This is a genomic window from Pseudomonas baltica (assembly GCF_014235765.1).
GTDB lineage: Bacteria > Pseudomonadota > Gammaproteobacteria > Pseudomonadales > Pseudomonadaceae > Aquipseudomonas > Aquipseudomonas baltica.
Map to the genome: position 1 here is coordinate 499984 of NZ_JACMYH010000001.1, position 12416 is coordinate 512399.

At 62.2% G+C, this 12416-nt stretch carries 12 protein-coding genes; 10 read left to right on the forward strand and 2 right to left on the reverse strand.

The window, feature by feature from the left end; genetic code table 11:
• Positions 1-125: 125 nt before the first annotated feature.
• The 6 genes from pstS to H7993_RS02350 all read left to right on the forward strand — a co-directional run bounded on the left by pstS (position 126) and on the right by H7993_RS02350 (position 5323).
• Positions 126-1157, forward strand: a complete 1032-nt coding sequence (gene pstS / locus H7993_RS02325) for a phosphate ABC transporter substrate-binding protein PstS (protein ID WP_122477972.1) — start codon at positions 126-128, stop codon at positions 1155-1157.
• A 76-nt stretch (positions 1158-1233) separates the two neighbouring features.
• Complete coding sequence (gene pstC, locus H7993_RS02330) at positions 1234-2199, forward strand: phosphate ABC transporter permease subunit PstC (RefSeq protein ID WP_122477973.1); 966 nt, start codon at positions 1234-1236, stop codon at positions 2197-2199.
• Positions 2199-3092 (forward strand): phosphate ABC transporter permease PstA, encoded by an 894-nt coding sequence (pstA, locus tag H7993_RS02335; RefSeq protein ID WP_185793302.1) that lies wholly within the window; start codon positions 2199-2201, stop codon positions 3090-3092. The genes pstC and pstA overlap by 1 nt, the downstream gene beginning before the upstream one ends.
• Before the next feature lie 76 nt (positions 3093-3168).
• The gene (gene pstB, locus H7993_RS02340; RefSeq protein ID WP_010210300.1) at positions 3169-3930 is read left to right on the forward strand and encodes a phosphate ABC transporter ATP-binding protein PstB; all 762 of its coding nucleotides are present in this window, start codon (positions 3169-3171) and stop codon (positions 3928-3930) included.
• 44 nt (positions 3931-3974) lie between these two features.
• The gene (locus tag H7993_RS02345) at positions 3975-4676 is read left to right on the forward strand and encodes a hypothetical protein (protein ID WP_185793303.1); all 702 of its coding nucleotides are present in this window, start codon (positions 3975-3977) and stop codon (positions 4674-4676) included.
• Positions 4677-4768: 92 nt separating this feature from the next.
• Entirely contained in the window at positions 4769-5323 is a 555-nt protein-coding gene (locus H7993_RS02350; RefSeq protein WP_240998767.1) for an HAD family hydrolase, read from the forward strand.
• A 1-nt stretch (position 5324) separates the two neighbouring features.
• On the opposite strand, the gene H7993_RS02355 is transcribed toward H7993_RS02350, so the two are convergent.
• Positions 5325-7292: a sigma 54-interacting transcriptional regulator gene (locus H7993_RS02355; protein WP_185793304.1), complete on the reverse strand. Its 1968-nt coding sequence runs from the start codon at positions 7290-7292 to the stop codon at positions 5325-5327.
• A 229-nt stretch (positions 7293-7521) separates the two neighbouring features.
• On the opposite strand from H7993_RS02355, the gene H7993_RS02360 reads away from it, so the two are divergent.
• From H7993_RS02360 to H7993_RS02375, 4 genes are all read left to right on the forward strand, one after another.
• Positions 7522-8403, forward strand: coding sequence for a DUF1932 domain-containing protein (locus H7993_RS02360; RefSeq protein WP_185793305.1), 882 nt, complete (start codon positions 7522-7524; stop codon positions 8401-8403).
• A gap of 10 nt (positions 8404-8413) precedes the next feature.
• A complete protein-coding gene (locus tag H7993_RS02365; protein ID WP_185793306.1) occupies positions 8414-9118 on the forward strand; it encodes an RraA family protein in 705 nt (234 codons plus the stop codon).
• 84 nt (positions 9119-9202) lie between these two features.
• Entirely contained in the window at positions 9203-10564 is a 1362-nt protein-coding gene (locus tag H7993_RS02370) for a CitMHS family transporter (RefSeq protein WP_185793307.1), read from the forward strand.
• A gap of 214 nt (positions 10565-10778) precedes the next feature.
• The gene (locus H7993_RS02375) at positions 10779-11171 is read left to right on the forward strand and encodes a VOC family protein (RefSeq protein WP_185793308.1); all 393 of its coding nucleotides are present in this window, start codon (positions 10779-10781) and stop codon (positions 11169-11171) included.
• Between the two features lie 329 nt (positions 11172-11500).
• Here the strand turns inward: H7993_RS02375 and H7993_RS02380 are convergent, their stop codons facing one another.
• On the reverse strand, positions 11501-12397 hold the full coding sequence (locus tag H7993_RS02380) for a carbohydrate kinase family protein (RefSeq protein ID WP_122477989.1): 897 nt from the start codon (positions 12395-12397) through the stop codon (positions 11501-11503).
• Between the last annotated feature and the right edge of the window lie 19 nt (positions 12398-12416).

Sequence of the window (12416 nt, forward strand, 5' to 3'; positions counted from 1 at the left end):
CAACAACTCGATGAGATTTACGCACTCGTCATCCGCGAACGGGTCACTGCCGGTCGTCGGATTCATCAAACCGTAACAAAAGCTGTGCACAGTTCCGTTGCCCTTTATCTCAGTGAGTTCCTTAGATGAAAAGTTTGATGAAGTCTGCCGCGCTCGCCGTCGCCGTTTCGCTCAGCGCCAGCTCCATGGCCTTCGCTGCCGAAAGCGTGCGGCTGACCGGCTCCGGCGCCAGCTTTCCGGCCCCGATCTACCTCACCTGGTTCAAGGACTTCAGCAAGAAAACCGCTGGCGTTACCGTTGACTACCAGTCCAAGGGGAGCGGTGCGGGCGTACAGGACTTTTTGAACAAGACCGTCGATTTCGCTGCCAGCGACTCGGCCATGAAAGATGAAGACATCGCCAAGGTGGCCGAAGGCGCGCAACTGCTGCCGATGACCGCGGGCGAAATCGTCCTGGCCTACAACCTGCCGGGCAGCCCCAAGGGCCTGAAACTGCCGCGTGAAGTCTACTCCAACATCTTCCTGGGCAAGATCACCAAGTGGAACGATCCGCAGATCGTCGCTGCCAACCCGGATCTGAAACTCACCGACATGCCCATCACCGTGGTCGTGCGCGCCGACTCCAGTGGCACCACCGCAGTGTTCACCAAGCACCTGGCAACCATCAACCCGGCGTTCAAGCAGACCCTGGGCGAGGGCAACACCGTCAACTGGCCTGCCAGTGACAAGTTCATCAAGTCGCCCAAGAACGACGGCGTGACCGCCACCGTTCGCCAGACCCCTGGCGCGATCGGCTACATCGAGTATGGCTTCGCCAAACTGGCCAAGGTCGACTTCGCCGAACTGCAGAACAAGGCCGGCAAGTACGTGGTACCGAATGCCGAAAGCGGTGCCGAGGCCCTGGCCGCGGTGAAGATGCCGGAAAACCTGGTGGCCTGGCTGCCGGATCCAGAAGGTGAGAAGTCCTACCCGATCACCACCTACACCTGGATGATCTTCCGCAAGCAGAACGAAGATCCGGCCAAGGCCAAGGCCATGCGCGACATGATCGAGTACAGCCTGACCGAAGGCCAGAAGATCGCCGATTCGATGGGCTACATCCCGCTGCCGCCGTCGGTTGTGGAGCAGGTTCGCAAAGCCAGCGCCAATATCCAGTGACATGCGCGAGACCTCTCCCGTCCTGGCTTCGCTGCCGGGTCGGGCGAGGTCTACTTCCACACCCCGGAATTAATCAATGAACAGCCCTTTCGTTGTACCGGATAACCCGGACTCAGCCTGCCAGCCGCCTTCGACGAAGGACTTTCTGGTCGATCGCACGTTCCGTGCGCTTGCGCGCGTCGGTGTGGTGCTGATTCTGGCCGTGGTATTTGCCCTGGTATTCGAAGTAGGGCGCAAGGCACTGCCCGGCATGGAAAAACACGGCTTCGACGTGCTGTTCGGCACCGTGTGGGATGTCAACCAAGGCAAGTACGGCATTCTCCCGGCCATCTGGGGGACGCTGTACAGCGCCTTGATCGCCCTGGTCATCGCCGGTTTCTTCGGCATCAGCATGGCGATCTTCCTGACCCAGGATTTCCTGCCTGCCAAGCTGGCGGCGGTATTCCGCACAATCGTCGAACTGCTCGCGGCCATTCCAAGCGTCGTCTACGGCCTGTGGGGCATCTATGTAGTCATCCCGGCGATTCGCCCGCTGACCACCTGGCTGCACACCGAACTGAGCTGGATTCCCTTTTTCGGCACATCACTGAGCGGGCCCGGGCTGCTGCCAGCTGCGCTGGTGCTGGCCATCATGATTCTGCCGACCATCGCTGCCGTGTCCCAGGACGCCCTGACCGCCGTGCCGATGAAAACCAAGCAAGCCGCCTACGGCATGGGTACTACCCACTGGGAAGCGATCCTGAAGGTCATGGTGCCCTCGGCAGCAACCGGTATCTTCGGTTCGCTGGTACTGGGCCTGGGTCGAGCCCTGGGTGAAACCATGGCCCTGGCCATGCTGGTGGGCAACGCCAACAACATCTCGCTGTCGCTGTTCGCTCCGGCCAACACCCTGGCAGCGTTGTTGGCACTGAACTTCCCGGAGGCCGGGCCCAGCGAGATCGAAGTGCTGATGTACGCGGCACTGGTGTTGATGCTGATCACCCTGATCGTCAACCTCATCGGCTCCATGCTCATGGTCTACGCGCAACGGGGTAGCAAATAATGACAAGCCTGAGTAAGCCTACCGCCGCGTTGCCCAGCCTGCAGCGCAAGTTCGAAGGCCGCGCCCTGCGCAGTCTGGTATTGACCACACTGGTCTGGAGCGGCGCGCTGATCGCCAGCGTGCCCCTGCTGTCGGTGTTGTACATGTTGATCACCCGTGGCGGCGCGCGCCTGAGCCTGGAAGTGTTCACCGAGCTGCCACCGACCGGTTTCGAAACCGGCGGTGGCTTCGGCAACGCCATGGCCGGCACCTTCGTGATGGTCGGTATCGCGGCGGCGATCGCAGTACCTGTCGGCATCATGGCAGCGGTGTTCCTCGCCGAACTGGGGCCCGACAGCAAACTGGCCAACGCCGCGCGGTTCGCGGCGAAGATGCTCACTGGCCTGCCGTCGATTCTGGCCGGGGTGTTCGCCTACGCGCTGGTGGTGATGACTACCGGTACCTATTCCGCGCCTGCGGGCGGGGTGGCCCTGGCCGTGCTGATGCTGCCGATCGTGGTGCTGACCGCCGAGGAGTCCATGAAGATGGTGCCCAAGGTGATGAAGGACGCCGCCTATGGCATGGGCTGTACGCGCTCCCAGGTGATCTGGAAGATCATCCTGCCCACCGGCATGCCGGCGATTCTTACCGGGGTCATGCTCGCCGTGGCACGGGCTGCGGGCGAAACCGCTCCGCTGTTGTTCACCGCGCTGTTCAGCAACTACTGGATCTACCACGAAGGCAACCTGGCGGTGATGAACCCCACCGCGTCGCTGGCCGTGCTGATCTACAACTTTTCCGGCATGCCCTTCGACAACCAGTTGGAGCTCGCCTGGGCGGCCTCCCTCGTGTTGGTGATGATCGTGCTGTTTGTGAACATTGTCAGTCGTGTTTTCGGCAAGCCCAAGTTCTGAGAATGGGAGCACCTATATTGTGAGTGTACTATCCGTGCAAAAAGCCGTCCCGTTCGCGACCCAGGCACCTGTGGTCATGGACTGCAAGCTCGACAAGATTTTCTACGGCAACTTCATGGCCGTGCGTGACAGCCACGTGCCCATCGAGAAGAACAAGATCACCGGTTTCATCGGCCCCTCGGGCTGTGGCAAGAGCACCGTGCTGCGCAGCCTGAACCGCATGAACGACCTGGTGAAGGGCTTCCGTTTCGAAGGCCACGTGCATTTCCTCGGCCAGGACGTGTATGGCAAGGGCGTGGATCCGGTGGTGGTGCGCCGTTACATCGGCATGGTCTTCCAGCAGCCCAACCCGTTTTCCATGAGCATTTTCGACAACGTCGCCTTCGGCCTGCGTCTGAACCGCTACAAGGGTGACCTGGGTGATCGGGTCAAGCATGCGCTGCAGGGCGCCGCGCTGTGGGACGAGGTCAAGGACAAGCTCAAGGTCAGCGGCCTGTCGCTGTCCGGCGGCCAGCAGCAACGCCTGTGCATCGCCCGTGCGATTGCCACGGAGCCTGAAGTGCTGCTGCTCGACGAACCTTGCTCTGCCCTCGATCCGATCGCCACGCGCCGCGTCGAAGAGCTGATGGTGGAGCTCAAGAAGGACTACACCATCGCGCTGGTTACCCATAACATGCAGCAGGCAATACGCGTCGCCGACACCACCGCGTTCTTTTCGGTGGACATTTCCCAGGGGACCCGCACTGGTTACCTGGTGGAGATGGGCCCGACCGCGCAGATCTTCGAGAACCCACGCGAACAGATGACTGGCGACTACATCAGCGGCAAGTTCAGCTAGACAGCGGCAGGATGCCGTTTCACCCACCGAGTCCAGGAACATTCATGTCTGCAACGCGTCGTCTTGATCTGCCCGCCATCGAAGTAGCCCTGCGCGAAGTGCAGGGCCGCTTTGCCGAGCTCAGCGAGCACTTCACCGAGCAGCGTGATCCGTTGACGGACGAGGTGGTGGAGAACGTCCTGGCCGGCTATGCCCTGGTCGACGAATACGTGGCAGCCGGGGTTGACCTGTTCGACCTGCAACAGGTGAACCTGATGCTGGAAATCAATGCCACCGTGCTGTGCGGGCGTGATCCGGCGCGGCGTGTGGAGTTTGCCCAGCATCTGGCCGCCACCGAAGAGCATTTCTTCAACAACACCGAAGGTGGCATCAAGGATCTGTACAACTGGTACTGCACGTACCGCAGCGAGTCGGTGTGGAAGCGCGCCGCCGGCGTCTACGTGCGCATCCTCAGCAAGCCGCAGCTGTTCATCGAAGGCAACAATCGCACCGGTTCGCTGATCGTCAGCTATCTGCTGATCCGCGCCGGGCTTCCGCCTTTCGTGCTGTCGTTGGATAATGCGCAGGGTTATTTCAACCCTTCGTCGGTGATCCGCAACTCCGCCAAGCATGGCGTCAAGGCGCTCTACGAATTGCCCAAGATCAAGAAGAAATACGCCGCCTTCCTCGAAGAGCAGGCACCGGACCCGAAGAAGTTCTTCCTCAGCCACAAGCAGCTGGCCATGCACGAGGGCAGGGGCCGATGAACCAGACACACCGCGCTGACGGATGCGACCGCAGCGCTTCAACCCAAACGTCGCCCAATCCGATGTGGCAAGCGATCACAGGTCTCAATCCGATGAATCCGTTCAACCGTCCGCGCGTGCGTATCTCGTTCGACATCGACGACACCCTGGCCTGCCTGCCCCATCACAGCGAAGCCGAACAGAGCTGGCTGCCCGGCTTCGTGCACCGCTGGCTGGGCGAGCCGCTGCGCATCGGTACCCGCTCGCTGACGCGTGAACTGCGTCGTCAGGGCTGCAGCATCTGGGTGTATACCTCTTCCGGGCGCACACCGGCCTATATCAAGCGCTGGCTGTTGCTGCACGGTATCCGCGTGGACGGCGTGGTCAACAGCGAAGTCCATAGCCGCGCCCTAGCCAGCCATGGCATGAGCCTCTCGCCTTCGAAGTTTCCGCCGGCCTTCGACATCGATCTGCACGTCGACGACTCCGAGGGTGTGCAGAGCGAAGGCCACGAGCATGGTTTTCGCGTGGTCGTGGTGCGCCCGGATGACCAGAGCTGGACGCACCGCGTGCTCGAGGCGGTCGCCACGGTCCAGGCGCAGCTGGCGCGACAGCAGACGCTGCGCCACAAACAGCCGGTGGGGCAGGTTTCCCAAGCCTACTCCTGAGCTATTCCAGCGCCGCAACCTGGCGCTCGGCAGATGCATCCTGGGACCCGCACAGACGAGTCACCGCGAATGCATCCGGGTCCAGGTCCTGGTACTTCTTCATGCGCCGCCACAGCGTGGTGGTACTGATCTGCAACAAGCGGGCGGCCTGTTCGCGATTGCCCCGCACGCTGTGCAACGCCTCGAGCAGGACCTGCCGTTCGCTGCGGTTCAGCGTTGGCGGTGCTTGAGGTAGGGGCTGGGCGGGCGAAGGCAGGTCTTCCAGCGCTTCTTCCACCCACGCTCCGGTCATTTCGCGGCCCTGGCCCATGACCGCCAGGCGCTCGACGATGTTGCCCAGCTGGCGAATGTTGCCTGGCCACTCATGCTCGCTAAGGCGCGCCAGCAGGGCTGCTCCAGGGGCGGCGGCTGGCATGCCGAAGCTGGCCAGCAAGTGGGCCACCAGTTCGGGAATGTCCTGGCGCCGTTCGCGCAGGGCAGGCAGCTGCAGCTTGAGTACGCAGATGCGGTAGAAGAAATCCTCGCGGAACAGCCCCTGCGCCACCAACTGCGGCAGGCGTTTGTTGCTGGCCGTGATGATGCGAATGTCCACTGGCGTGACCTTGTCGTCGCCGATACGCACTACCTTGCGCTCCTGCAGCGTGCGCAACAGCTTGAGCTGGATTTCCGCCGAAGTTTCGCTGATCTCGTCGAGAAAGATCGTCCCGGTGTGGGCCAACTCGAACACGCCGGCCTTGCCCTCGGTCAAGGCCCCGGTGAACGCCCCCTTCACGTAGCCGAACAGCTCGCTCTCCAGCACGCCGGGGGCGAACGCCGCGCAGTTGATCGCCACGAACGGGCCATGGCGTCGCTTCGAGGCGTTGTGGATACCCTGGGCGAACAACTCCTTGCCGGTGCCGGTTTCGCCTTCGATCATCACCGTGCTGTCCACTGCGGCGAAGGTCTGCGCCAGGCGCTTGGCCTTGGCCAGTGCCGGGCTGCTGCCGATGATCGATGCGAAGGTATTCTCGGCCACGTGCTGGCGCGCCAGCTGACGGCGCATTTTCTGCTCGATGGCCTTGATTTCGGTCTGCTTCTGCAGGGTCGCGACGGCGCCGATCACCTGGTCGCCCAAGGTGATCGGCGCGATGCTCAAGGTCAGTGACAGGCGCCCCAGGTTGATCAAGGCACCGCGCACCGCCTCGCCCTTGTCCAGCACGCGGCCGAAGTAGTCCTGCGCGAGCAGGCCGGCCACATTGTCGCCACAACGCACGCTGCCCAGGTAGTGGGTGGCAACGCTGTTCATGTTGGTGATCACGCCGTGGCTGTCGATGCTGAAGATGCCTTCGGAGACACAGTCGAGGATGGACCGGATCATCTCGTAGCGTCCCTGCAGCTCAAGACGCTTGTGCAGTCGTTCCTGCTCGATGCGCAACAGGTGCAGGGCTTCGTCGATGGCATCGAAGGCGGCGTCGACATCGGCATCGGACATGATGTAGTGCAGGCCGCGAGCTTTGACGGCCTGCTCCAGGGACAAGCCGCCGATAGCCACCTCGATACCCTGTTCCTGCAAGCGGTCGAGTTGCGCGTCGGTGCTTTGCGCGCTGCCGAACGGGTCGATCGGGCAGATGGTCACCGCCGGCATGAACGGCCTTGCCTTCGCGAGGATCGCGGCATAGCCGTCGGAGGTGGCCAGGAAGGCGATGCGGTCCGACACCACCAAGGCTTTGTGGTAGGCATTGATGCAGTCGAAGAACGTGTGGCGCACCTCCACGATCGGTACCTGAAAGTGCTCGCGCAGCACGCTGGCAGTCTTGCCACGGCTGATCAGGACGCTGGCACCTTCGTCGATCGCCCGTTGCGCCATCAGTACCGCCTGATGCTGCGCGGCTTCCACCACGGCCACGCGCAGTCCACGTTTCTCCAGCACCTGATTCATTACCGCGGTGAGGGTTGTGGAAGGAGAAATGACAGCCAGTTTGCCGAGCATGGAATCGCTCCTGGTGGATGGGCAGTTGTTGGAGCGTAGTCATTGCACGCTAAAGGCTGATGAAAGGTTTTGCAATGAAATGCAATGTTGCTGCAATGCAATCGTTAAACCGTTCTGGTGCTTTGTTGCTGCAAGTCATTGATTGCGAGGTGTAAAAGAGTTTTCTTCAGAAATTGGCACAGGCCTTGCTCCAGTCCCATCAATAACAATACAAACAAGGAACACGCTGATGGAACTGCTTTTCATTGGGTTTGGCGAAGCGGCCTACCACCTTGCCACCGGCTTGCGCACTCAGGGCGATCTGCAGATTGGCGCCTTCGATGCCCAGGCAGATGACCCCCAGCGCGGCGCGACGATCCGCCAGCGCGCCGAGCGCACTCGCGTCACACTCTTCGATTCGCTGGAAAGCGCCTGCCAGGGCGCCCGTTTCGTGGCCTGCCTGACCAGTGCCAGCAGCGCACTGGCCGTGGCCGAGCGCGTGTTGCCGCTGCTGGTGGCCGGGCAGACCTATGTCGACATGAACTCGGCCGCGCCCACCGTCAAGCAAGTCATCGCCGCGCTGCCCAGGGCCCCCGGCGTGGCCTTCTGCGACGCTGCGGTGATGGGCACGGTGCCTGGCAACAACCATCGGGTACCCATGCTGCTGGCCGGCGACGGTGCACGTGCGTTCGCCGACGCGTTCAATCCTTATGGCATGCGCCTGACCGTGCTCGACGCCGAGGCCGGCGCCGCGTCGGCGATCAAGATGCTTAAAAGCGTGGTGATGAAAGGCCTGCCGCAACTGCTGCTCGAAGCCTTCCAGGCAGGGGAGAAGTTCGGAGTGCTCGACACGCTGGTCGATTCCCTCGGCGAATCGCTCAACGGCAAGACCGTCGAGCAACTGGCCAACACCTTCACTGCGCGCACGCTGATCCACGCCAAGCGGCGCAGCGCCGAGATGGACGACGTGGTCACCACCCTCGAAGACGCCGGGGTCGACGCCACCATGTCCAGGGCCAGCCACCAGCAGCTGGAAAAGCTCGCCGCCACCGACTGGCAAACCCTGCTGGGCGCCGATGGCAGCGATCTCGGTTACCGCGACGCCATTCGCCAGCTGGTCAAACACTCCTGAGGAAGACGCCATGAATACCGAACACTACCTGCCCCTGCCCGAGCTGATTCCCCAGGACCTGCTCGACCGATTCCGCAAGCTCAGCCCCGCACAGCTGTGCGATGGCATGGCCAAGCTCGGCATTGCCCGCAACGGCGCCATGGACGCCGATCTGATGCCGCTGGACGACCGCAAGGTCATGCTCGGCACCGCCTACACCGTGGACACCGAAGATGGCGACAACTTTCCGATCCACGTGGCGGTGTACCAAGGGCAGCCTGGCTATGTTCTGGTGGTCGCTGGCAAGGGTTATCCCGGGCGCGCGTACATCGGTGACCTGATGGCGGGGGCGGCGCAGGCCGTTGGCCTTGCCGGGCTGGTCATCGATGGTTGCGTGCGTGACAAGCTGCCGCTGGCCGAGCTCGACATTCCTGTGTATGCCAAGGGTTTCATGCAGCGCAGCCCCGGCAAGCAGGGGCCAGGCAAGATCAACACCCCCGTCACCTGTGCCGGTGTCGAGGTGGCCGCCGGTGACCTGGTGTTCGGTGACTACGACGGTGTCACCGTGGTACCCCGTGCGCGGCTGCTGGAAGTGCTGGAAGCGTCGGAAAAGAAAGGCATCTATGAAGAACAGCGTCGCGAGGTGATCGACCAGTACGTCCGCTGCCGCGACAACGGCGAACCACTGCCGGAGCTGGCCCCTGATTGGGTCACCCGGTTGCTGCAGGGCCGGTAGGGCCCCGCAGGCTCGGTGGCCAAGACCGAGCCTGCGCAACAGACGCTGCCTCTCTCGATAAAAATAATATGTGGAGACGTTCGGATGCTGACCATTCTGGGCTATACGTTGATCACCTCGTTCCTGCTGCTGGTGATCAAGCAAAAACTTTCGCCCTTTACCGGCCTGATCGTGGTTTCGCTGGCGGTCGGCGTGCTGGTCTGCCTGCTCAGCGGCGTGCCGCTGGACATGATCATCAAGTGGATCAAGGAAGGCTTGTTCTATTCCCAGGGAGCGGACGGCAAGATCTCCCTGGGTACCGTGAACCCCACGGTGATGATTCTTTTCGCGGTGCTGTACTTCAGCCTGATGATGAACGTAGGGCTGTTCGATCCGTTGTGTACCTACCTGATTCGCAAGGCCAACGGCGACCCGCTGAAGATCATTCTGGTGACCGCGTTCACCTCGTCGGTAGTGACCCTGGATGGCGACGGCACCACCACCATCCTGATCATCACCACCGCCTTTCTGCCCCTGTACAAACAGATGGGCATGAAGCTGTCCAACCTGGCCATGCTGATCATCCTGCCTTGCGGGCTGGGCAATTGCCTGCCGTGGGGTGGGCCGCTGGCGCGCGCAGCCGCAGTGCTCAACCTTGAGGTGAACACGCTGTTCGTGGCGATCCTGCCGATTCTCGGGGTGTCGTTCATCTATGTGTTCGGCATGGCGTACCTGATGGGCATCAAGGAGCGCAAGCGCCTGGGCTTCGTCGCTGGCGAGAAAGTCATCGTTACCCCGCAACAGATTGCCGACATGGTCACGGTCATCGAAGACCACGACAAAGAGCTCAAACGGCCCAAGCTGTTTCTCTTCAACCTGGCGCTGACGGTGGGCATGCTGGTGATCCTGATCGCCGGCTGGGCCAGTGGCGCGGTGGTGTTCATGCTGGGCACGGCGCTGGCGCTGACCGTCAACTACACCGCGGTGGAACAGCGTGAGCGGATCACTGCCAATGGCGGCGATGCGGTGGCAGTGGCTTCGATCATTCTGGCGGCAGGGTGTTTTCTTGGGATCTTCAATGGCAGCGGGATGGCCGCTGCGGTGGCCGAGCACATGGCCAGCCTGATTCCCGAGTCGATGGGCAGCCACACGGCGCTGATCTTTGCGTTCCTCGGCGCGCTGGCCTGCTATGCGTTGCCGGTGGACGCCTATTACTTCGGCATCCTGCCGGTGGTTGCGCCCATTGCCTACAGCTTCGGCATCACGCCCACTGAAATCGGCGTCGCCTCGTTCATGGGCCAGGCGCTGCGCTACGCCAGCCCTACGGTGGCCTGGCTGTTCCTGCTGATGAACCGCACCGAAATGACTTTCGGCGAATACCAGAAGGAGTTCTTCAAGTGGTCGTTGCCGATGTTCGGGATCTTCCTGGTCACGGCCATCGTCACCGGTCAATTGCCAATCGGTTGAGGCTGCCCATGGACGTTCACCGCGCCGCCGGTGAACGTCGATTAAACGGCTGTGGCGGGCGATGGTCTATTGGTAGACATCAAGTGCAGGGATGTAACCTGCGCACTGACTTTGCACGGGTTCAACGCGTTCGGCATGATTGATCAATCGCGGGCCAGCGTAGCGCGATGCGCTGGATCGTTGAGTCAGGTACCGTAAATGAAAAGGGCCCTAGATGATCGATCACCTCGACCACATCGTCCTTACCACCATCGATCTTGAGGCCTGCAAGGGTTTCTACATCGACGTGCTGGGCATGCGACTGGAAACCTTTGGGGAAGGGCGCGTGGCGTTTCGCTTCGGCCATCAGAAAATCAACGTGCATGTGCGGGGGCATGAGTTCGAGCCCAAGGCGCACTTGCCTGTGCCCGGTGCACTGGACCTGTGTTTCATCGCCAGTTGCAGCCTGGAGCAGGTGATCGAACGGCTTGAGGGTCATCCGTGGCCCATCCTCGAAGGGCCGGTCAAGCGCACCGGTGCCACCGGCCCCATCCGCTCGGTGTACGTCCGCGATCCGGACCTGAACCTCGTCGAGATATCCGAATACCTTCAAGCGCCTTCAGCCTGATACACCGCGCCGTCCTTTTCGCGGCCACAGACCGCTCCTACATGCACACCGCGCATGTGCCCTGTGGGCATGCCTCCCTGTAGGAGCGGTCATCGGCCGCGAAGGGCGCAGCGCAATTTCCCTGACACACCACGCTGCCCTCCTGTAGGAGCGGTCCGTGGCCGCGAAGGACGCAGCGCAATTTCCCTGACACACCACGCTGCCCTCCTGTAGGAGCGGCCCGTGGCCGCGAAGCGCGCACCCCAATTTCCCTGACACACCACGCTGCCCTCCTGTAGGAGCGGCCCGTGGCCGCGAAGGGCGCACCACGGTCTACCTGACAAACCGCTTCAGCGCGACAGCAGTTGCTCAACTTCGTCGCGGCTTGGCGCATAGGCCCCGGCATTGGCGCAGGACACCGAGGCACAGGCCGCAGCAAACGCCAGCCGTGCCTGGGGGGCTTCGATACCCAGCAGGCTCGACGCCAGCCAGCCGGCCATGCTCGCGTCGCCGGCGCCAACGGTGTCGGCTACCTCCACGGCGATTGCCGCCTGTTCGACCTTGCTGTCGAGCGTAAACAGCACCATGCCCTCGGCGCCGCGGGTAAATAGAACCTGTGCCCCTTCATTCATCTCGCGCAACTGCTGCAGGGCCTGCTCTTCGCTCAAGCCAGGATAGATCTGCCGCAGATCCTCATCCGACAGCTTGATGATGTCCGCCAGTGCGACCATCGCGGGGAACGTCACCTCGCGGTATCGAGCATCCATCAGGTTGCGCCAGTTGGGGTCATAGCTGATCAGCTTGCCGTGCTGCTTCACCTGCCGAGCGACCTCGACCAGCCTGTCACCCAGCGGTTGTCGGGCCAGGCTGATGCAGCTGAAATGACACAACTGCGCAGCCGCCAGCCACCCCGAGGGCAACAGCAGCACATCGAAATGCAGATCGGCCTCACCGGCGAAAAAATAGCGGGGAGGGTGGCTGGAAGGCACGATCGCCACCAGTGGATCGGCCTCGACGCGCTGCAGGTAACGCAGGTCCAGCCCGGCAGCTTCGGACTGTCGGTACAGCTCATCGCCCAGCGAATCGGTACTGATCGACCCCGCGAACGCCGTCGATACCCCCAATCGGCTCATCGCCCGCGCCACGTTCCACGGCGCGCCGCCTGGATAGCCTTGCCAGCGACCGGGCGTGGTCTGGACCAGATCGGTGAGTGCTTCACCGAACACCACCACTGAAGGTAACTGCATGTCGATTGTTGCTCCTGTA